Raw genomic sequence first — 21,112 nt, forward strand, 5'->3', positions numbered from 1 at the left:
GAGCCGCATCAGCGTTGCCAGGTTCCCCTTCATGCCCTCGCCATGAACCGGCGGCAGGCGCAGCACCGCGGCGTCGGAACGGCCGGCCGATCGATAGGCATCGAGCGTCCTGATCTCGCCTTCGCGCTTCGAGCTGCCATAGGCGTCTTGCGGGGCAGGGGGCGTCTCCTCATCGATGGTGCCGCTGAAGCCGGGACCGACCACCGCCCGGATCGACGACAGGTAGAGGAAGCGTCCGCTTGCCAGCGTCGCCGCGGCACCCGCAAGCTGCCCAGTCAGCGCTCCGTTCACCGCCAGATAGTCGTGCTCGCTGGCGTCGCGGTCATTGTTCAGCGCCGCGCAGTGAACGACATGCGTCACATCCTGCATCACCGCCAGGAACGCATCGGCCGGGGCATCGAAGCCGGGCAGCAGAACCGCGTCGCTTGTCCGCCCCAGCCGTTCCGGGTGACGCGAGGCGATCCGCACCTCGAGCCCAGCATCGCGCAGTCGATTCACGACCTGGCGTCCGACGAGTCCCGTCGCGCCTGTGACCAGCACTTTCATGGCGTTACCCCGGGTTTGCGCATCCCCGTGGTCAGGCGGCCGGAGCCGCCGCCGCCAGCTCCCGCGGCAGCTCCTGCTGGCGTCCCGATGCGAGGTAGGTCCCGGCGACCACGAAGACCATGAATGTCGAATCAAGGATATCGTGGCCGAGCAGGATGCCGGTCATTCCGCCGATCAGGTAGACGATCACCGTGACGGCGACCATCGTTGCGCCGAAGCGCTCCAGCGGATCGGCGCTGGCGCGCAGGACCCTTGCCGCGTTCCACGCCGCGACCACGAAGATCGCCGCCAGCGTGATGGCCCCGGCCAAGCCGGCCTGCACCAGCGCGGTCAGGAAACCGTTGTGGAAATGGCTGAAGCCCGCGGCCATGCCGAACTGGTCGTGAAAACCTTGTTTCATCAGCGCCTGGCTGGCGGCGATGCCATGGCCGAAAATCGGAGCGTCCCGGAACGCATCGAGCCCGATTTGCCACAGGGCCACGCGCAGTCCCGTCGCCGTCGAATGGTCGCCCTTGGCAAGCGCGTCCCAGTCGCTGAATAGGAAATCCGCACGTTCCGACACGATGTGGAAACCGAGAATGCCGATCACCAGCGACATCGCGGCGGCGATCAGCAAGAGACGCACGAGACTTGCCTCCTCCAGCTTGCGCCGGTTGATCAGAAGCACGGCGAGGACCGATACCGGCACGGCCACCCAGATGATGCGTGTGCCCGAATAGAGGATCGCGATGATGCCGGTCACGGCCGCCAGGAGCAGCAGGCCCTTGGGTCGCTCAATGCCCGAAAGCGCGCCGGCCAGACACATCATGACGCCGAGGCAGGTGACCGTGGCGAATGGGATGGCGTTTCCGGCTCCGCCCTCGGCCCGCATGCCTAGCCAGTAATACTGCGCCACGGCCAGCACGAGGGCGCCGAAACATGCCGCCATGCTGGCCACCACGACGATGCGGGCAAGCGTCGCCTTGGCGGTGATGCTCCAGGTCGAGTAGGAGATCGGGAAGAGCAGGAAGGTGACCAGCGCCAGGAGATGCGGCGCATCGGCCCGGAGCGCGTTGTTGACGACCGACGCCAGCAGATATGCCGCGCAATAGGCATAGATCGCGACCGTCATGGCGAGCATCGGCGGGTCGAAATTGAAGCGCCGCCGCCTCAGGGCGAGCAGAAGCACCGACCAAAGGCCGCCGCCGTTGAACACGAAACTCACGGCCGAACCCAGCACCGGCGGACAAAAGAAGCAAAGGATCGAGAAGTAGACGTTGATCTGCGCGGGCGTGAGGTGCCGTCTGATGGATAAAAGCGGGTTCAATGCTCTGTTTCGCAATGTCTGGGGGTCGTTGGGACGCCGTGTTGGTCCGCGACGGCGGACGCGATCACCTTCGAAGCCTATCTGGTGCCACGGCGCGCGGGTAGCATTTGTGGCCGGTATAGCGGCTGGGTCCGATTCCCGATAGTGCGGCCGCTGGAGGGCTCATCACAAATCGGCAGCCCGGCCCGCATCCGCGTGAGCGGGAACCTCGCGCTGCCGGGCTGGCTGCGGTCAACCGAAAGGCAATAGTTTCTCCGTTCTTTGTCATGCATCAGGCGGTAGGGCAGGATTTTCCCACATACGCACCGATCGTGGAAAATTCATTCCGGATTGGCCGTCTGGCGGGCGCGTCTGGCATTGTTCCCCGCAATCGCGATCTGCTAGAACGCCGGCACGAATGTCCAGAAGCAAAGCTTGAACCGGGCTGTTTCTACGAAACGGTGCCTGATCCGTTGATGCAAGGTCTGGATGGCACGAGAGAACGCTCACAGTCCATGAATATCGCCCTTACGCACCTGCAGCGGCTCGAGGCCGAATCCATCCACATCTTCCGCGAGGTGGCGGCCTCCTTCTCCAAGCCCGTCATGCTCTATTCGGTCGGCAAGGATTCTTCCGTGCTGATGCACCTGGCGATGAAGGCCTTCTTCCCGGCCAAGCCGCCTTTTCCCTTCCTGCACGTCGACACCACCTGGAAGTTCCGCGAGATGATCGCCTTTCGCGACCAGATGGCGCAGAAACTCGGCTTCGACCTCCTGGTGCACGTCAACGAGGACGGCGTGCGCGACGGCATCAACCCGTTCGACCATGGCTCGAACACCCATACCCATGTGATGAAGACGGTGGCTCTGCGCCAGGCGCTCGACAAATACGGCTTCGACGCCGCCTTCGGCGGCGCCCGCCGCGACGAGGAGAAGTCGCGCGCAAAGGAGCGCATCTTCTCCTTCCGCAACGCCCAGCATTCCTGGGATCCGAAGAACCAGCGGCCGGAAATGTGGAAGATCTTCAACACCCGCATTGCCGCCGGCGAGTCGATCCGCGTCTTTCCGCTGTCGAACTGGACCGAGCTCGACATCTGGCAGTACATCCTGCAGGAAAACATCCCGATCGTGCCGCTGTATTTCGCCAAGGAGCGGCCGGTGGTCGAGCGCGACGGCATGCTGATCCTCAAGGACGACGACCGCATGCAGCTGCGGCCCGGCGAGGCGGTCGAAAACCGGCTGGTCCGCTTCCGCACGCTGGGCTGCTATCCGCTAACCGGCGCCATCGAGTCCGATGCCGACACGCTGGAGGCCATCGTCGGCGAGATGCTGACGGCGCGCACCTCGGAGCGCCAGGGCCGCCTCATCGACCGCGACGAAGCGGGCTCGATGGAAAAGAAGAAGCGCGAGGGGTATTTTTGAGCATGCGCCACATCATGGCCAAAAGCCTCGCCCCCACCGACTCGATCCGCGAATACATGGCCGCGCAGGAAAAGAAGTCGCTGCTTCGCTTCCTCACTTGCGGCTCGGTTGACGACGGCAAGTCGACGCTGATCGGGCGTCTGCTGTCGGACACCAAGCAGATCTTCGAAGACCAGCTTGCCGCGCTGGAGCGCGATTCGCGCAAGCACGGCACGACAGGCGACGACATTGATTTCGCGCTGCTGGTCGACGGGCTCGAAGCCGAGCGCGAGCAGGGCATCACCATCGACGTCGCCTACCGCTTCTTCGCCACCCCGAAGCGCAAGTTCATCGTCGCCGACACGCCCGGCCACGAGCAGTACACGCGCAACATGGCGACCGGCGCCTCGACCGCCGATCTCGCCATCGTGCTGATCGACGCGCGCCAGGGGGTGCTGCGCCAGACCAGGCGCCATTCGATCATCGCCTCGCTGCTCGGCATTCGCCACATTGTGCTGGCCGTCAACAAGATCGACCTCGTCGATTTCGACCAGGCGGTGTTCGACAAGATCGTCGAGGACTACAGCCGGTTCTCGCACAATCTCGGCTTCCAGACGATCGCGCCGATCCCGATGTCGGCCCGCTATGGCGACAATGTCTCCAGCCGCTCCGCCAACATGCAATGGTATTCCGGGCCGACACTGATCGAGCACTTGGAAACCGTTTCGGTCGACGAGGCCGCGGTCGAGCAGCCGTTCCGTTTCCCGGTGCAGTACGTCAATCGGCCCAATCTCGATTTCCGCGGTTTTGCCGGCACCATCGCTTCCGGCTCGGTTGCGCAGGGCGACGAGGTCGTCGTCGCCAAGTCCGGCAAGTCGTCCCGCGTCAAGCGCATCGTCGCCCATGGCGGCGACCTTGCCCAAGCGGTCGCCGGCCAGGCGATCACGCTCGTCCTCGACGACGAGGTCGAGGTGTCGCGCGGCAACATCCTGGTCGCGCCAGCGTCGCGGCCGCAGGTCGCCGACCAGTTCGCCGCCAACATCGTCTGGTTCGACGAGCATGCGCTGCTGCCCGGCCGCTCCTACATCCTGCGCACCGAAACCGACCAGGTGAGCGCCACCGTCACCGAGCTGAAGTACCGCGTCAACGTCAACGACTTCGCCCACGAGGCGGCGAAGTCGCTGGAGATGAACGAGGTCGGCATCTGCAATCTCTCGACGCGCTCGCCGATCGCCTTCGACAATTTCGCCGAGAACCGCACCACCGGCGCCTTCATCCTGATCGACCGCATCAGCAATGCCACGGTCGGCGCCGGCATGATCCTGCATTCGCTGCGCCGCGCCGAAAACATCCATTGGCAGTCGCTCGATGTCGGCAAGCGCGGCCGTTCCGACCTGAAGAACCAGCGCCCGGCCGTGTTCTGGTTCACCGGCCTTTCCGGCTCTGGCAAGTCGACCATCGCCAACCTGTTCGAAAAGAAGCTGTTCGCCTCCGGGCGCCACACCTATATCCTCGACGGCGACAATGTCCGCCACGGCCTCAACCGCGATCTGGGCTTCACCGACGCCGACCGCGTCGAGAACATCCGCCGCGTCGCCGAGGTCGCCCGCCTGATGGCCGATGCCGGCCTGATCGTCATTGTCTCCTTCATCTCGCCCTTCGCCGCCGAACGGCGCGTGGCGCGCGAACTGATGGCCGATGGCGAATTCGTCGAGGTGTTCGTCGACACGCCCTTCGAGGAATGCGCAAGGCGCGACCCGAAGGGCCTCTATGCGCGCGCGCTTAGTGGCGAGATCAAGAATTTCACCGGCGTCGATTCACCCTATGAAGCTCCGGAGAATCCCGAAATCCATCTCAAGACGCTCGGCAGATCGGCCGAGGAGATGGTAGAGGCCCTGGAACTCTGGCTGAACGAGCGCGACATTGCCGAAGACCAATACGACAGCGGCGGCGGCATCTGACGACGAGGTAATGCTCGGCGTGTTCGAGCGCCTGGCGCTGGACGCCGGGCGCGAGGTCATGCGCGTCTTTCACGAAGGCTGCGCCGTCGACCGCAAGTCCGACTCCTCGCCGGTGACGGAAGCCGACCGCGAGAGCGAGAAGATCATCCTCGCCGGCCTGCGCGCTGCTTATCCGGCCATTCCTTGCGTGGCCGAGGAAGAGGTGGCGGCCGGCATCGCGACACCCGATCTCGACGGCGTCTTCTTTCTCATCGATCCGCTCGACGGCACCAAGGAGTTCGTCAACCGCCGCACCGATTTCACGGTCAACATCGCGCTCATTCGTCACGGCGTGCCGGAAGTCGGTGTCGTCTTCGCGCCCTGCACCGGGCGTTTCTTCTCGGGCCGGCCGGGCAGGGCGGAAGCGATCGAGGTCGATGGCGAGTTTCGCATCACCGGCCGCCGGCCGATTGCCGTGCGGGCAGGGGGGACGCCGCTCGCCGTCGTCGCCAGCCGCTCGCACAATACGCCCGAAACCGATGCCTTCATTCGCGACCTCGGTGCCGCCGAGATCGTCTCGGTCGGCTCGTCGCTGAAATTCTGCCTCGTCGCCGCCGCCGAGGCCGACGTCTATCCGCGCTTTGGCCGCACCATGGAATGGGATACGGCGGCGGGCGATGCGGTATTGCGCGCAGCCGGCGGCATGACGCGCACGTTGGACGGCCAGCCGCTCGCCTACGGCAAGCGCAACCAGGCCAGCGACGCCGATTTCGCGAATCCGCACTTTATTGCGACCGGGAAGGCAGCCAAGGCAGTGTGAGCGGCCGCGATCGGGGTCAACCTGACCGCTGCTGGAGGCGCTGCCTGTCGATGATTTCGATCTGACGGCGGGATCTGATCTCGATAATCCCGTCGCATTTCAGCCTCGACAGCTCGCGCGAGACCGTCCCGATGGTCAATCCCAGGAAATCGGCGATCTCGGCCCGTGTAAGCGGCAGTTCGAAGGCCAGCGTCCGATCGTCTTGCGCGACCATGGGGTCGAGATGTCTGCCGATCTGGCCGAGGAAGCTTGCCAGCTTCTCCGAGGCAGTCTTGCGGCCGAGCGCGACCATCCATTCCCGCGCCTCGTCGACATCGCGCAGCGCTTGCTTGAGCAGCCGTCCCTCCAGCATCGGGTTGCTGGCGACCATGCGCTCCAGGGCACGCTTCGATATGCGGCAAAGCTCGACGTCCGAGGCGGCTTCGGCGGTGACCGCGCTTTCGTCGGCATAGAGCCTGCCGACGAAGTCCGGCGCGAACTGCAACCCGACGATCTGCCGGCGTCCATCGGCAAGCGTCTTGATCAGCTTGACCACGCCGCGCATGACATTGCTGTACGCCGTGATCGACGCGCCTTCGGAAAGCAGTTCTTCGCCGGCGCCGTGCCTGACGACTCTCGTGTGCTTGGCGAAGGCGAGCAGCTCATCCGCGTTGAGCACGCCGCACATGCCGTTGTGTCGCGCCTCGCAGCTTTGGCACAGTGCGGGAACGTTGGAATTGTGGACGTCCTGGCGGCCGGCGCTCATCTCATTTCGGCAGTGGTCATACTTTGTACAATGCCGCGAAAGCACAGACTTTCAAAGTGCAAACCGGGCAATAGGGCAGGCCAATTTGCGCTAGCGCAAAGACAGCTTCTGCCAGCGCGTATAAGGCGGGCCAACCACCGCCGTTCATGCACGCGAAAGGCAGACCTCGCATGACCAAGCTTACTGTCACCGAACGGCAGATTGGGCTTATCATCTGCCTTGTCGTGGCGGCGATCGGACTTGCCATGGCCGCCGCGGGTCGCGGCGAGCCTTTCGGCGTCCAGGGCTTCACCGTGCTCCTTCTCGCGCTGGCGTTGAGCGGCTTCATCATCGCCAGATGGGATGCGCCGCCGCCGGATCGGTCCCTGCTCGAGCACTACTATGACGATCCGACCAAGGTGGGCATTGTCCTCACCATGTTCTGGGCTGTCATCGCCATGTTCGTTGGCGCTTGGGTTGCGGCGCTTTTGGCCTGGCCCGAGCTGACCTTCGACGCCGCCTGGGCGAGCTTCGGCAGGTTGCGGCCGGTCCACACCAGCGGCGTCATCTTCGGCTTCGGCGGAAATGCCCTGATCGCCACCTCCTTCCACGTCCTGCAGAGAACGTCGCGCGCCCGGCTGCCCGACCAATTGAGCCCCTGGTTCGTGCTGATCGGCTACAATCTCTTCTGCATCGTTGCAGCCAGCGGCTATCTCCTGGGCATCACCCAGTCCAAGGAATATGCGGAGCCGGAATGGTATGCCGACCTCTGGCTGGTGATTGTCTGGATTGTCTATTTCCTGATCTTTGTCCGCACGCTGGCCCGCCGCAAGGAACCGCACATCTATGTGGCGAACTGGTACTACATGGCCTTCATCCTGGTCGTGGCGATCCTGCATATCGTCAACAACCTGGCTGTGCCGATCTCCTTCGGCAGCGCCAAGAGCTACTCGGCCTTCTCCGGCGTGCAGGATGCGATGACGCAATGGTGGTACGGCCACAACGCCGTCGCCTTCTTCCTCACCTCGGGCTTCCTCGGCATGATGTACTACTACCTGCCGAAGCGCGCCGGGCGGCCAATCTTCTCCTATCCGCTTTCGCTGATCAGCTTCTGGGGCATTACCTTCATGTATATGTGGGCAGGGTCGCACCACCTGCACTACACGGCGCTGCCGCAATGGGTGCAGACACTCGGCATGACATTTTCGCTGGTCTTGCTGGTGCCGTCCTGGGCCTCAGCCGGCAACGCCCTGGCGACGCTCAACGGCGCCTGGCACAAGGTGCGCGACGACGCGACGCTGCGCTTCATGATGGTCGCGGCGGTCTTCTACGGCCTGTCGACCTTCGAAGGGTCGTTCATGGCGATTCGCGCCGTCAACTCGCTCTCCCACTACACCGACTGGACAATCGGCCATGTCCACGGCGGCGCTCTGGGTTGGGTGGCGATGATCACGTTCGGCTCGATCTACGCCTTGGTCCCGTGGATGTGGAAGCGCCCGGCGATCTATTCGCCGAAACTCGTCGAGGTGCACTTCTGGCTCGCGCTCTCGGGCACCATTGTCTACGTCTTCTCGATGTGGAACTCGGGCATTATCCAGGGCCTGATGTGGCGCACCTACAACGAGAACGGAACGCTCGCCTATTCCTTCCTCGACACGGTCGAGGCGATGCATCCCTATTATATCGCGCGCACCTTCGGCGGGCTGCTGTTCCTGCTCGGCGCGATCGTCGGAACCTACAATGTGCTGATGACCATCCGGCAGGCGCGCCTCGAGCGTGGCGTCGAGGCCGGTGGCGAGGTCGACCTGCCGCTCGGCAGGCCTGCCGCACAGCCTGGAGAATGACCCGTGGCTGACCTCCATCGCAAACTCGAACGCAGCGCCATCCGCTTCATGCTGGCCATCATCGCCGTCGCCTCGATCGGCGGCCTGGTCGAAATCGCGCCGCTTTTCACCATCGGCTCCACGGTCGAGGCGGCGCCCGACATGCGCGTCTACACGCCACTCGAGGTCGCCGGGCGCAACATCTACATGCGCGAAGGCTGCTACGCCTGTCATTCCCAGATGATCCGGTCGCTGCGCGACGAGGTCGAGCGTTACGGACCTTACTCGCTGGCGGTCGAATCCAAATATGATCACCCGATGCTCTGGGGGTCGAAGCGCACCGGGCCCGATCTAGCCCGCATCGGCGAGAAATATTCGGATGCATGGCAGGTGGCGCATCTCAACAACCCGCGCGATGTCGTTCCGCAATCGATAATGCCGGCCTATCGCTGGTTGCTGCGCACGCCTTTGAAGACCGACGATCTTGGCAGGCACCTAGCCGCCTTGCGGACCGTCGGCGTGCCCTACACGGACGAGATGGTCGCCAACGCGCCGATCGATGCCTATGGCCAGTCTGCGCCGGATGACGACAAGGCGCGTGGCGTCACCGAGCGTTACGGCAAGGCGACCCATGTAAGGGCTTTCGACGGCAATCCCGGCGAGTTGACGGAGATGGACGCGCTAGTCGCGTATCTGCAGATCCTTGGCGGATTGACCGATGCGGCCAGCAAGACCGACCAGACGGCGCTGGGGGAATGAGCATGCATGACGCGGTGGTGGCAGTCTCCAAAAGCTGGGGCCTTTTCTATCTCCTCGCTCTGTCCGTCGGGGTGGTGATTTATGCCTACTGGCCGTCCAATCGAGCCGGGTTCGATCGCGCCAAAAGCAGCATTCTGGACAAGGACGACAAGCCGTGGATGTAGGACGACGCGACCCTGTCACCGGCCGCACCACGACCGGTCATGAATGGAACGGCATTGAGGAACTGAACACGCCGGTTCCCAAGGTGGTGCTGTTCTTTCTCGCCATCGGAGCGCTGTTCTGCCTTGGCTACTGGCTGCTGATGCCTGCCTGGCCGCTTGGTTCGACCTACACGAAGGGCCTGCTCGGCAACGACCAGCGTCGCATCGTCGATCAGGAGGTGGCAACCGCGAAGGCTCAGCGCGCCGCTTGGCTGGACAAGATCCAGGCCTTGGATTTCGCCGCGATCAAATCCGATCCGGTGCTGATGCAGGACGTGACGAAGGCCGGCCACGTGCTGTTTTCGGACAATTGCGCGGCTTGCCACGGCATCAAGGCAACCGGGGGGCCCGGCTTCCCGGATCTGACGGCGAAGTCTTGGCTTTGGGGCGGGGAATCCGAGAAGATCGCCGAGACGATCGGCATCGGCATCAATTCGACCAATGACGATACCCGCGTTTCGCAGATGCTGGCATTCGGCCGCGACGGCATACTCGATCGTCAGAAGATCACCGACGTCGTCGCCTATGTCCGCTCCCTGTCGATGCCGGACGCAGGGTCGGCCGAAAGCATCGAGGCCGGCCGAGAGGTTTTCGCCGGCAACTGCGTGGCGTGTCATGGCAAGGACGCCAAGGGCATGCACGAGCAGGGTGCGCCCGACCTCACCGACAGCCATTGGATCTACGGCGGCACGCTCCAGGATGTGTATTCGACGGTCTATTCCGGCCGCCAGGGGCACATGCCGAACTGGAACGCGCGGCTGACGCCGGCGGAGATCAAGCTGCTCGCGCTCTATGTCGGTCAGCTTGGGCAGGCCAAATGAGAACGCCGGCCATGATTGCCGGTCTATCGGCGCGAAGGCGGGCAAACACCCGGCTCAAGTGGTTTGCAGTCGTGGCGGTGCTGTTGGCCGTCTTCATCGGCGCCAATGTTCATCTTGTCTACGTCGCCGTCCAATCGCAGCCGGAATGCGTGCTCGATCCCGCCTTAGACTCGGCGTCCCTCCTTCGTCCGGCCAGGCCGGCGTGTTGAGAGAAAGACCATGACCGAAGCCCCAAACGCCTCGCGGCCCTACATCGAGCGCAACCGGCGCAACCTGCCGGCCGGCACCGCTGTCGGTTGGCTGAAAGCCGGCTGGCGGGATTTCATGGTCAGCCCAGGCCCGAGCCTCGTCTATGGCGCGGCGGTTTTCATTGTTTCGCTGGCGATCGTCTGGACACTCTTCGCGCTTGGCCTGGACTATATCCTGTTTCCCGCGCTCGCCGGCTTCATGGTCGTCGGGCCGCTGATCGCCATCGGCCTCTATGAAAAGAGCTGGGCGATTGCCGCAGGGCAGCCAGTCTCGCTTTCGCGCATGATCTTCGTGCGGCCGAAATCCGGCGCGCAGGTCTGGTTCACCGGGGCGATCCTGTGCCTGCTTATGCTGGTGTGGATGCGGGCGGCGGTCTTGATCTACGCGCTGTTCTTCGGCCTGCTGCCGTTCCCGGGTCTCGATCACATCACGTCGATGTTGTTCACGACGCCTACTGGATGGGCGATGCTCCTGGTTGGATCCGTGGCCGGCGGCGTCTTCGCCGCTTTCGCCTTTGCCATCAGCACCTTCTCCGTTCCGATGCTTTTCGACGAGGAGACGGATGCCTTCACGGCCATGGGCACCAGCATTTCACTGGTCTGGAACAACATACCCGTGATGATCGCCTGGGGCTCGATCGTGCTTGCGCTTTTCCTGTTGAGCGTCGCCACCGGCCTGCTTGGCCTGGTTGTCGTTTTTCCCGTGCTCGGTCACGGTACGTGGCACGCCTACAAGGCAATGAGATGAGTTGCTGCGCGCCCGGAGCGGAAGCCGCGGCCGAGCTCGGCGGCCCTCCGTCGCGCGATGAAATCCTGCTCGCCAGTCACGACCTTGCGGATGGCCTGCGCCAGACCGATCTGTCGGTGCCCGGCGTCCACTGCGCTGGCTGCATCGCCGCGATCGAGGGGGCGTTCCGCCGCGTCCCGGGTGTCGAGCAGGCGCGCGTCAACCTGTCTGCCAGGCGGCTGTCGGTGAAATGGCGGGGCGAGATGCCGCCCCCCATTTTCGAGACGGTGATGACGGCAGGCTACGCGGCGCATCTGTTCGACAACGAGGACGCGGCCGTCGACCCCGAGCTTTCGCGGCTGCTGCGGGCAACCGCCGTCGCCGGCTTTGCCTCGATGAACATTATGCTGTTGTCGGTATCGGTCTGGTCGGGCGCGGAGCCACAGACCCGCCAGGCCTTTCACTGGATTTCGGCGGTGCTGGCCTTTCCGGCGCTGATCTATTCCGGACGCGTGTTTTTCGCGGCGGCGTGGTCGGCCCTGCGGCAGGGCAGGACCAACATGGAGGTGCCGATCTCCGTCGGCGTCATCCTGGCGTTCGCGCTCAGCCTTTACGACACCGCCGCCGGCGGCGCCTATGCCTATTTCGATGCGGCGATATCGCTTCTCTTCTTCCTGCTCATCGGCCGCAGCCTCGACCATGTCATGCGCGAGAAGGCGCGCAGCGCCGTGCGCGGCCTGATCCGGCTCACGCCGCGTGGCGCGACTGTGGAACGCGAGGACGGTACGCGCGACTATCTGCCTGCCGGACAGATCAAGGAGGGCATGCTGCTGGCGGTGGCGCCCGGCGAACGCCTCCTGGTCGACGGCATCGTCCACGGCGGCCGGTCCGATGTCGATTGCTCGCTGGTCAGCGGCGAGAGCGCCGCTCAATCGGTCGGGCCCGGATCGTCCTTGCGCGCCGGGACGCTCAACCTCAGCGGCGCGCTGACGCTGACGGCCACCTCCGATGCCGGCAATTCCTCGCTCGCCGAAATGGTGGCGCTGATGGAAGCGGCCGATGGCGGCCGCTCGCGCTACAGGCGCATCGCCGATCGCGCCGCGCGTCTCTATTCGCCGGTAGTTCACCTGACCGCGCTTTTCACCTTTCTCGGCTGGATGGTCGCGACCGGCGACTGGCATGGCGCCATAAGTGTCGCCATCGCGGTGTTGATCATCACTTGCCCCTGCGCGCTTGGGCTTGCGGTGCCGATCGTGCACACGGTGGCGGCCAGGCGGCTGTTCGAGGCCGGTATCATGGTCAAGGACGGCTCGGCCCTGGAGCGGCTGGCGGAGATCGACACGGTTCTCTTCGACAAGACGGGAACGCTGACGACGGGGCGGCTGAGCTTGGCCAATGCCTCGCAGATCGAGCCATCCGCACTGGCGATCGCCGGAGCGATCGCGGCTCGCTCCAATCATCCCGTGTCGCGGGCTCTGGCGGCCTTCGACGACGGTTTGCAAACGATGCCGGTCGCAATTGCCGAGCATCCGGGACTGGGGGTCGAGTGCCGGATCGGGCGGCACCTATACCGGCTCGGCCGTGCCGAATGGGCGGTATCCGGCGCCACGGCCGCAACCATGCTCTCACGCGACGGCCATCCGCTCGCTTCACTCCTTTTTGAGGACAGCCTGCGGCAGGATGCGGCGCGCTCGATCGAGGCTCTGAAGCGCGATGGATTTGCGGTGGCCATCTTATCGGGCGACCAGGAGCGGACGGTCTTGCGCGTCGGTGGGCAACTCGGCATAGGCGACGTGTCGGCACGACTGCTGCCCGCGGAGAAGGTTGCCCGCATCGCCGCGCTTGCCGCCACGGGCCGCAAGGTGATGATGGTCGGCGATGGTCTCAACGATGCGCCGGCGTTGAGTGCCGCGCATGTGTCGATGGCGCCGTCCAGCGCCGGCGATATCGGCCGCAATGCCGCCGACCTTGTCTTTCTCCGGCCGAGCCTGCTGGCCATTCCCGATGCGATCGGTATCGCCCGGCAGGCGGCGCGGCTGGTGCATCAGAATTTCGTCCTCGCGATCGGCTACAACGCCATCGCCATTCCGTTTGCGATCGCCGGGCAGGTCACGCCGCTGCTTGCCGCACTGGCCATGTCGGCGTCGTCGATCTTGGTCGTCGCGAACGCCTTGCGGCTTCGCGGCATCGCCGGCCGCGATGTGGCCAGCGGCTGGGTTGCCGACCAGATGCCAAAACCACTGCCGCCCGTGGTGGGGCGCGCATGAGCAGTCTCGTCTATCTCATTCCGCTGGCGCTCCTGCTTGGCGGGGCGGCGTTGGGCGCGTTCTTGTGGTCGCTGAAAAGCGGTCAGTACGACGACATGCAAGGTGCGGCCGAACGCATCCTGCTCGACGACGAATAGTCGAGCCGGACAGGCAGCAGAGGGGCCTACGCCGCCGCGACGTGCGCCGAGTTCGAGCCGATATAGTTGCGGATCGTCTCGATGATGCGATCCTGGTCGGCTTCGCTGAGATAGGGGTGCATCGGCAGGCAGAGGATCCGCTTCGGCAGTTCTTCCGAAACGGCGAGGCCGGTCGGCGTGCGCGGATAGTCGCGATAGGCAAGCTGCACGTGCAGCGGCTTGACGTAGTAGATGACGGACGGGATGCCCTTCTCCGTCAGATGCGCCTTCAGCCCGTCGCGCTTCGGCGTTTCGATGGCGTATTGCGCCCAGGCCGAGCGGCCGTGGCCCAGATTGCGCGAGGCCTTGAGGATATCGCCGAGACCCGAGGCATAGCGATCGGCGACCGCCTGCCGGGCAACCATCTCGTCCTCGAGGATGGCGAGCTTCTCGATCAGGATCGCCGCCTGCAGCGTGTCGAGACGCGAATTGATGCCGACGCGGATGTTGTCGTACTGGGTCTCGCCCTTGCCGTGGAAGGCGAAGGAGCGCAGCTTGTCGGCCATCGCGTCGTCATTGGTGAACATCGCGCCACCGTCGCCGTAACAGCCGAGCGGCTTTGCCGGATAGAAGCTGGTCGAGCCGACATGGCCGAAGGAACCGCAGAACTTGCCGTCGGCCGAGCCGCCGATCGACTGGGCGGCGTCCTCGATCACCAGCAGGTCCTCGCGCTTGGCGATCGCCATGATCGCCTCGTAGTCGGCGGCGAGCCCGAACAGGTCGACCGGGATGATCGCCTTCGGCTTCAGCCTGCCTTCCTTCTTGATCAACTGGATCGCCGCCTCGAGGCTGGCGATGTCGATGTTGTAGGTGTCGGGATCGACATCGACGAACACCGGTTCGGCCTTGGCGAGCGCCACCACTTCGGCCGTCGCTGCGAAGGTGAAGCTCGGCACGAACACCGCGTCGCCCGGGCCGATGCCGGCCGCGAACAGCGGCAGCAGCAAGGCGTCGGTGCCGTTGGCGCAGGCCACGACATGCTTGGTGCCGACATAGGCCGCGAGCTTGTTCTCGAATTCGGTGACCTGAGGCCCGAGGACATAGCGGCCTTCGTCGACAACGCGGTCGATCGCGGCTTTGAGCCGGTCGCGGATACGTTCGCGCTGCGCGCCGAGATCGATGAACTGCATGTCTGCCTCAACAAGGGGTTGGTGCGTGTCGCCATGGCAAGCGGCGGGGGCATGACACGCACGGAAACAACAACTTAACGGGCCGCTGGTACCAGACTTGGACAATCCGAGAAAGCCGGCCACGGGCATGGCGACCGGTCCGGTTGTCGCAGCCTGTTACTTGACGATCACTCCTGCTTTTCCGCAAGGTGCCGGAATTCCGGCCCTTGCAAGGCGCAATCAGTGCCTTTTCTCGCGCTTTTTCAGCCGACGGAAACATAAAGTGATCAGCCGGCTGAGCGGCTTCGCCGCCGGATGGACGGCCGATCAGGCGATTTCGTGGCGCCAGGGCGGATTGGCGCCGGCGCGCGACACCGTCACCGCCGCCGCCTTGGCGCCGAGCGCCAGCGCCTGGCGGATCGCGTCTTCCGACAGGTCGCCGATCGCCGCCTTGGTGAGCAGGCCCTGTTCGTGCAGCGAGGCGAGGATGCCGGCGTTGAAGGTGTCGCCGGCGCCGACCGTGTCGACCACCGTCACCTTCTGCGGCATCACCGTGACCTTGTGGCTCTTGCTGTAGCCGACCGCGCCCTCGCTGCCATGGGTGACGACGATCAGCTTCGGTCCGCGATCCAGCCAGTTGCGGATGACGTCCTCGTGCGAGCCGGCTTCGTCGAACCAGTTGAGGTCCTCGTCCGACAGTTTCACGATGTCGGCCATCGCCATCATCTCGCGGATGCGCCGCAGGTGCTTTGCCTTGTCGGGGATGAAGTTCGGCCGGATGTTGGGGTCGAGCATCATGACGCGGCTGTTGTGCTCGCGCCGCATGAACTCCTCATAGGCCGATCCGGCAGGCTCGGAGATCAGGCTGATGGCGCCGAACAGCATCGCCTCGATCTCGGCGCCGAGGCTCGGCAGATCCTCGATGGTGAGCATGCGCCCGGCGGTGTTCTCGTCGTAGAAAGTGTAGGTCGCCTGACCGTTGGTGAGCCGCACGAAGGCGAGCGTCGTCGGCCTTGGCGAGGTGTGGGCATAGGTGGAACTGACCTTGCTTGCGCCGAGCGCTTCGCGGAACTGGCCGCCGAACAGGTCCGACGACAGGCCGGAAAAGAAGCCGGCCGGCGCGCCGAGCCGCCCGAGCGCGATCGCCGTGTTGAAAACCGCGCCGCCGACATAGGGCGCGAAGGCCGGTTCGCCCTCGGTCGTCGTGCGCGGCAGCATGTCGATCAGGGCTTCGCCGCAGCAGAGGATCATGATGTCTGGCTTTCCGGCGGATAGATCACGCCCTTGCGGATGATGATGTTGGCATAGAGCCGGGGTTCGCTGGTGGCGACGATCGCATGCGCGGCCTTGACCCGTGCATAGAAATCGGCGCCGGCCAGCGCAACCACCTTGTGGCCGGGCGCGCGCCTGGCGCATACCGCTTCCATCTCATGGTGGACCGGATCGGCGAGCGCCGGATCGCCCTTGACCGAGGCGCGAAACAGCGCCTCCGGCACTGCGTCGTCCACCGGCAGCACGCTCAATATCGCGTCGAGCACGGGAACCATGTGATGGCCGTCGGCGCGGATCAGCCGATGCGCCTGCTGCTCGGCCGGGTAGTTGCCGTCGACAAGCGCGATCTCGTCGCCATGGCCCATGGCGCGCAGCGTTGCCAGAAGCTCCGGGCCGAGCAGCGAGGGGATGCCGATCAGCATGCTCAGGCGCTCCTGGAAATCGTGGTCGAGCCGATCAGGAAGCGCTCCGACAGCGGCAGGCTGGCGCCGCCAAGTGCCCGCGCGTGGATGCCGACGGTTCCTTCGCGCACCGCCGGCAACTTCAGGCCTTCGCCGTCGATCGTGCCGATGGCCACTCTCACCGCGTCGACGAGACGGCCGCGCACCGAGAGCGGCATCCAGCCGTCGATCACCGCCGCCTCGAAATCGATGACCGAGGAGGCCGCGACGATGGCGTAGGCGAGGGCCTGCGCGGCGCCGGCGATCCATAGGTCGAGCTCGGGGCCGATCTCGCCCCAGTCCTCGGGCGACGTCCACAGATGCGAGGCCTCGACGCCGCGCGCGTTGAGCGCCTTCTCCAGCATGGCGATCGATGCCACGTCGATGAGCTGCGTCGGCTTGCCGTCCGGCCCCGGCACCGGCATCGAGCCGAGCGCGCCGGCATTGCCGGTCGGTCCGCCGAACAGCCGGCCGTTGAGCACGATGCCGCCGCCGGCGAAGGCGCCGATGTAGAAATAGACGAAGTCGCGCGCCCCGCCCGCCTGGCCGAAGACGAGCTCGGCGCCGCAGGCCGAGGTGGCGTCGTTCTGCAGGTAGACAGGGAAATCGCACTGCGCCTGGATGTCGGAGCGGATGTCGCGATGGCGCCACTCGTCCATGATCTCGCGCGGCGCGCCGGCGGTGTCGGCCCAGTTCCACAATTCGAACGGCATGGCGATGCCGAGCCCGGCAATGCGCTTGTCCTGCGCCTGGGTAAGTTCGCCACGCATCCTGGTCATGCCGGAAAGCGCGAATTCCACCGTCTCGCGCGGCGCCGGATAGCGGTAGGAGTGCTGCAGCATCGAGCGCACATTGCCGAGGAAGTCGATCAGCACCAGCTCGGCGCTGCGGCGGCCGATCTTGAGGCCGATGAAGAAAGCGCCTTCGGGGTTGAGCGCCATGGGAATGGAGGGCTGGCCGATCCTTCCACGCAGCGGCGCCTGGCGCACCAGCAGCCGGTCGTCCTCCAGCTCGCGCATGATCACCGAAACGGTCTGCGCCGAGAGTCCGGTCATGCGCGCTATGTCGGATTTGGCGAGGCTGCCATGCTGGCGCACCAGGGACAGCACAAGCCGCTCATTGTGGTCGCGCATGCCGCTCTGGTTGGTGCCGCGGTGCAGGCGGCTCTCTGCCGCCTCGGGCGAACCGTGCCTCGCAATGCCGGTCTCCACCCTGTTTCCTCCGTCGTTTCCCCTCAATGCTTTTCGTGCAGAATGAGTGAACGACGCAAGGCTGTCAATAATAAATAAGAGTGATTTAATTATTGACAGCCGTCTCGGAGTGGTGTCTTTTGAGGGGGCGTCCACGCTGGGAGAAATGGTTGGATGCGCTTGAGACGTCGGGTGGCCCGGCGTCCGCAATGGTTCCACTGGGAGGAAAATCGTGACCAAGAAAGCACTGCTGAAGTCCACCGTGTTCGCGGCCGCCGCGTTGGGCCTGATGGCGTTCGCCTCGACGGCATCGGCCGCCGGCGTCGGCGCCTGCCTGATCACCAAGACTGACACCAATCCCTTCTTCGTCAAGATGAAGGAAGGCGCGACCGCCAAGGCCAAGGAACTTGGCGTCGACCTCAAGACCTATGCCGGCAAGATCGACGGCGACAGCGAGAGCCAGGTTGCGGCGATCGAAAGCTGCATCGCCGACGGTGCCAAGGGTATTCTGATCACCGCGTCCGACACCAAGGGCATCGTGCCGACGGTGAAGAAGGCGCGTGACGCCGGCCTGCTGGTGATCGCGCTCGACACCCCGCTCGATCCGATCGATGCGGCCGACGCGACCTTCGCCACGGACAACCTCGAAGCCGGCAAGCTGATCGGCGCCTGGGCCGCTGCGACGCTTGGCGACAAGGCCAAGGACGCCAAGATCGGCTTCCTCGACCTGACCCCGTCGCAGCCGACCGTGGACGTGCTGCGCGACCAGGGCTTCATGATGGGCTACGGCATCGACGTGAAGGACCCCAACAAGATCGGCGATGAGGACGATCCGCGCATCGTTGGCCATGACGTGACCAACGGCAACGAAGAGGGTGGCCGCAAGGCGATGGAGAACCTCCTGCAGAAGGACAACACCATCAACGTCATCCACACCATCAACGAGCCGGCCGCCGTCGGCGCCTACCAGGCGCTCAAGGCAGTTGGCCTCGAGAAGCAGGTGCTGATCGTCTCGGTCGACGGCGGCTGCCCCGGCGTCAAGTCGGTCACCGAAGGCGTCATCGGCGCCACCTCGCAGCAATATCCGCTGCAGATGGCCGCGCTCGGCATCGAGGCGATCGCCGCGTTCGCCAAGGACGGCACCAAGCCGAAGCCGACCGAAGGCAAGAACTTCTTCGATACGGGCGTCAACCTCGTCACCGACAAGCCGGCCAACGGCGTCAAGTCGATCGACACCAAGGAAGGCCTCGCCAAGTGCTGGGGCTGATGCTGGGCTGACCGGCACATAAACCTTGCGGCTGGGGGCTTGATCCCCGGCCGCATCGGGTGGACGATGCGCTTTCGTTGGCGCTGACAATCCAGGCGACAGACCGGAATGCGTGAACGGGACGGGGAGCCGTGAGAAGCTCCGCGCAGACGGGAGGAGATATGTCTCAGATTCAGGAATTCGAGAAGGTTCTCTCGAGCAGCGACACCAGCGTCGCCGCCTTCGATGAGCACGGCAAGTCGTTCGTCAAGCGCGCCCAGCATTTCCTGCACTCCACGCCGGCCGCTGTGCCGCTGATCGTGCTGGTCTTGTCGATCATCATCTTCGGTATCGCCATCGGCGGACGGTTCTTTTCGTCCTACACGCTGACGCTGATCCTGCAGCAGATCGCCATCGTCGGTATTCTGGGCGCCGCCCAGACGCTGGTCATCCTGACCGCCGGCATCGACCTGTCGATCGGCGTGATCATGGTGATTTCGGCCGTCATCATGGGCAACTGCGCCATCACCTACGGTATGCCGACCATCCTCGCCGTTATCGTCGGCCTTGCCGCCGGCGCCGCCTGCGGGCTTCTTAACGGCCTTTTGGTCGCCTACATGAAGCTGCCGCCGTTCATCGTCACGCTCGGCACCTGGAACATCGTCATGGCCACGAATTTCATCTATTCGGCCAATGAGACGATCCGCGATGCCGATGTCGATGCGCAGGCGCCGCTGCTGCACCTGTTCGCGATGAGCTTCAGGGTCGGCTCCGCCGTGCTGACAGCCGGCGTCATTGCCACGGTCGTGCTGGTGGGAGTGCTTTGGTACGTGCTCAACCACACCGCCTGGGGCCGCCATGTCTATGCCGTCGGCGACGATCAGGAGGCTGCGAAACTGTCGGGCATCCAGACCAAGAAGGTGCTGATTACGGTCTACGCCCTTGCCGGGCTGATCGCCGCTTTCGCGGCCTGGGTCTCGATCGGCCGCAACGGCTCGATCTCACCGTCGGCCGCCGTCACCGACTACAATCTGCAAGCCATCACCGCGACGGTGATCGGCGGCATCTCGCTCTTCGGCGGCCGCGGCTCGATCCTCGGTACGCTGTTCGGCGCCATGATCGTCGGCGTCGTCTCGATGGGTCTCAACATGATGGGCGCCGATCCGCAATGGAAAGTGCTGCTCACCGGCGTGCTGATCATCGGCGCCGTGGCGGTCGATCAATGGATCAGAAAGGTTTCGGCATAATCATGACCCAGGAACCCATCCTCACCGCGCGCGGTCTCACCAAGCGCTATGGTCGTGTCACCGCCCTCGACAATGCCGATTTCGACCTCTATCCGGGCGAAATCCTGGCGGTGATCGGCGACAACGGCGCCGGCAAATCATCGCTCATCAAGGCGATTTCCGGCGCGGCCGTGCCCGACGAAGGGGAAATCAAGCTTGAAGGCAAAGCCGTTGCCTTCAAGTCGCCGATGGAGGCTCGAGAAGCCGGCATCGAGACTGTCTACCAGAACCTCGCTTTGTCGCCGGCGCTGTCGATCGCCGACAACATGTTCCTCGGCCGCGAGATCCGCAAACCTGGCCCGCTCGGCAGCTGGCTGCGCATGCTCGACCGTCCGGCGATGGAAAAGCGCGCCCGCGACAAGCTCACCGAGCTAGGCCTGATGACCATCCAGAACATCAGCCAGGCGGTCGAAACGCTCTCGGGCGGCCAGCGCCAGGGCGTCGCGGTGGCGCGCGCCGCAGCCTTCGGCTCGAAAGTGGTGATCATGGACGAGCCGACCGCCGCCCTCGGCGTCAAGGAAAGCCGCCGCGTGCTGGAACTGATCCTCGACGTCAAGAAGCGCGGCCTGCCGATCGTGCTCATCTCGCACAACATGCCGCATGTGTTCGAGGTCGCCGACCGCATCCACATCCACCGGCTCGGACGGCGCCTGTGCGTCGTCGATCCGAAGCAGATTTCCATGTCGGATGCCGTCGCCCTGATGACCGGCGCCAAGAAGCCGCCGGAGGACGCGCTGGCCGCCTGATTCGCCGCGACGGGTAATTTGCCGCAGATGAATCGGTTGCCTGTCGACCTAAATCGATTGAATATATGCTGCAATGCACTGGGG

20 protein-coding genes are annotated in these 21,112 nt (G+C 64.7%); 13 read left to right on the forward strand and 7 right to left on the reverse strand.

All coding sequences use genetic code 11. The features are described from left to right. Together EN738_RS11750 and EN738_RS11755 are read right to left on the reverse strand one after the other, a co-directional pair. The coding region (locus EN738_RS11750; RefSeq protein ID WP_127283824.1) for an NAD-dependent epimerase/dehydratase family protein at positions 1 to 546 on the reverse strand (546 nt) is incomplete at its 3' end. Positions 547 to 577: 31 nt separating this feature from the next. Further along, on the reverse strand, positions 578 to 1,852 hold the full coding sequence (locus EN738_RS11755) for an O-antigen ligase (protein ID WP_127283825.1): 1,275 nt from the start codon (positions 1,850 to 1,852) through the stop codon (positions 578 to 580). A 494-nt stretch (positions 1,853 to 2,346) separates the two neighbouring features. On the opposite strand from EN738_RS11755, the gene cysD reads away from it, so the two are divergent. From cysD to cysQ, 3 genes are read left to right on the forward strand one after another with little or no spacing between them, the layout of a single operon-like run. Beyond that, positions 2,347 to 3,252, forward strand: a complete 906-nt coding sequence (gene cysD, locus EN738_RS11760) for a sulfate adenylyltransferase subunit CysD (RefSeq protein ID WP_127283826.1) — start codon at positions 2,347 to 2,349, stop codon at positions 3,250 to 3,252. Positions 3,253 to 3,254: 2 nt separating this feature from the next. Beyond that, positions 3,255 to 5,192 carry a sulfate adenylyltransferase subunit CysN gene (gene cysN, locus EN738_RS11765; RefSeq protein ID WP_187331201.1) on the forward strand — a complete coding sequence of 646 codons (1,938 nt, stop codon included), beginning with the start codon at positions 3,255 to 3,257 and terminating at the stop codon, positions 5,190 to 5,192. A gap of 10 nt (positions 5,193 to 5,202) precedes the next feature. After that, on the forward strand, positions 5,203 to 5,991 hold the full coding sequence (gene cysQ, locus EN738_RS11770) for a 3'(2'),5'-bisphosphate nucleotidase CysQ (protein ID WP_189605810.1): 789 nt from the start codon (positions 5,203 to 5,205) through the stop codon (positions 5,989 to 5,991). Between the two features lie 16 nt (positions 5,992 to 6,007). Here the strand turns inward: cysQ and EN738_RS11775 are convergent, their stop codons facing one another. Next, positions 6,008 to 6,736: a Crp/Fnr family transcriptional regulator gene (locus EN738_RS11775; RefSeq protein WP_127283829.1), complete on the reverse strand. Its 729-nt coding sequence runs from the start codon at positions 6,734 to 6,736 to the stop codon at positions 6,008 to 6,010. 170 nt (positions 6,737 to 6,906) lie between these two features. Between EN738_RS11775 and ccoN the strand changes: the two genes are divergently transcribed. The 7 genes from ccoN (at position 6,907) to ccoS (ending at position 13,700) form a co-directional block, all read left to right on the forward strand. Further along, positions 6,907 to 8,559 carry a cytochrome-c oxidase, cbb3-type subunit I gene (gene ccoN, locus EN738_RS11780; RefSeq protein ID WP_189605809.1) on the forward strand — a complete coding sequence of 551 codons (1,653 nt, stop codon included), beginning with the start codon at positions 6,907 to 6,909 and terminating at the stop codon, positions 8,557 to 8,559. A 3-nt stretch (positions 8,560 to 8,562) separates the two neighbouring features. Then, positions 8,563 to 9,297 (forward strand): cytochrome-c oxidase, cbb3-type subunit II, encoded by a 735-nt coding sequence (gene ccoO / locus EN738_RS11785; protein WP_127283831.1) that lies wholly within the window; start codon positions 8,563 to 8,565, stop codon positions 9,295 to 9,297. Continuing rightward, positions 9,294 to 9,461 carry a cbb3-type cytochrome c oxidase subunit 3 gene (locus EN738_RS11790; protein WP_127283832.1) on the forward strand — a complete coding sequence of 56 codons (168 nt, stop codon included), beginning with the start codon at positions 9,294 to 9,296 and terminating at the stop codon, positions 9,459 to 9,461. The genes ccoO and EN738_RS11790 overlap by 4 nt, the downstream gene beginning before the upstream one ends. Further along, entirely contained in the window at positions 9,452 to 10,321 is an 870-nt protein-coding gene (gene ccoP / locus EN738_RS11795; protein ID WP_127283833.1) for a cytochrome-c oxidase, cbb3-type subunit III, read from the forward strand. The genes EN738_RS11790 and ccoP overlap by 10 nt, the downstream gene beginning before the upstream one ends. A gap of 219 nt (positions 10,322 to 10,540) precedes the next feature. Further along, positions 10,541 to 11,317 carry a DUF2189 domain-containing protein gene (locus EN738_RS11805; protein WP_127283834.1) on the forward strand — a complete coding sequence of 259 codons (777 nt, stop codon included), beginning with the start codon at positions 10,541 to 10,543 and terminating at the stop codon, positions 11,315 to 11,317. After that, the gene (locus EN738_RS11810) at positions 11,314 to 13,563 is read left to right on the forward strand and encodes a heavy metal translocating P-type ATPase (RefSeq protein ID WP_127283835.1); all 2,250 of its coding nucleotides are present in this window, start codon (positions 11,314 to 11,316) and stop codon (positions 13,561 to 13,563) included. Before EN738_RS11805 ends, EN738_RS11810 begins: the two co-directional genes overlap by 4 nt. Beyond that, on the forward strand, positions 13,560 to 13,700 hold the full coding sequence (gene ccoS / locus EN738_RS11815; protein ID WP_127283836.1) for a cbb3-type cytochrome oxidase assembly protein CcoS: 141 nt from the start codon (positions 13,560 to 13,562) through the stop codon (positions 13,698 to 13,700). Before EN738_RS11810 ends, ccoS begins: the two co-directional genes overlap by 4 nt. A 26-nt stretch (positions 13,701 to 13,726) precedes the next feature. Here the strand turns inward: ccoS and EN738_RS11820 are convergent, their stop codons facing one another. The 4 genes from EN738_RS11820 to EN738_RS11835 form a co-directional block, all read right to left on the reverse strand. Continuing rightward, positions 13,727 to 14,869: a DegT/DnrJ/EryC1/StrS aminotransferase family protein gene (locus tag EN738_RS11820; protein ID WP_127283837.1), complete on the reverse strand. Its 1,143-nt coding sequence runs from the start codon at positions 14,867 to 14,869 to the stop codon at positions 13,727 to 13,729. Between the two features lie 306 nt (positions 14,870 to 15,175). Next, entirely contained in the window at positions 15,176 to 16,099 is a 924-nt protein-coding gene (locus EN738_RS11825; RefSeq protein ID WP_127283838.1) for a carbohydrate kinase, read from the reverse strand. Next, complete coding sequence (locus EN738_RS11830; protein WP_127283839.1) at positions 16,096 to 16,542, reverse strand: RbsD/FucU domain-containing protein; 447 nt, start codon at positions 16,540 to 16,542, stop codon at positions 16,096 to 16,098. The genes EN738_RS11825 and EN738_RS11830 overlap by 4 nt, the downstream gene beginning before the upstream one ends. A gap of 2 nt (positions 16,543 to 16,544) precedes the next feature. Further along, complete coding sequence (locus EN738_RS11835; RefSeq protein WP_127283840.1) at positions 16,545 to 17,771, reverse strand: ROK family transcriptional regulator; 1,227 nt, start codon at positions 17,769 to 17,771, stop codon at positions 16,545 to 16,547. A 229-nt stretch (positions 17,772 to 18,000) separates the two neighbouring features. On the opposite strand from EN738_RS11835, the gene EN738_RS11840 reads away from it, so the two are divergent. The 3 genes from EN738_RS11840 to EN738_RS11850 all read left to right on the forward strand — a co-directional run bounded on the left by EN738_RS11840 (position 18,001) and on the right by EN738_RS11850 (position 21,028). Then, positions 18,001 to 19,017, forward strand: coding sequence for a sugar ABC transporter substrate-binding protein (locus tag EN738_RS11840; RefSeq protein ID WP_187331253.1), 1,017 nt, complete (start codon positions 18,001 to 18,003; stop codon positions 19,015 to 19,017). Positions 19,018 to 19,178: 161 nt separating this feature from the next. Next, positions 19,179 to 20,243 (forward strand): ABC transporter permease, encoded by a 1,065-nt coding sequence (locus EN738_RS11845; RefSeq protein WP_127283842.1) that lies wholly within the window; start codon positions 19,179 to 19,181, stop codon positions 20,241 to 20,243. Positions 20,244 to 20,245: 2 nt separating this feature from the next. Next, complete coding sequence (locus EN738_RS11850; protein ID WP_187331199.1) at positions 20,246 to 21,028, forward strand: ATP-binding cassette domain-containing protein; 783 nt, start codon at positions 20,246 to 20,248, stop codon at positions 21,026 to 21,028. The last annotated feature ends 84 nt before the right edge of the window (positions 21,029 to 21,112 follow it).

The sequence above is a fragment of the Mesorhizobium sp. M4B.F.Ca.ET.017.02.2.1 genome, assembly GCF_003998955.1.
Taxonomy (GTDB): Bacteria; Pseudomonadota; Alphaproteobacteria; order Rhizobiales; family Rhizobiaceae; genus Mesorhizobium; species Mesorhizobium abyssinicae.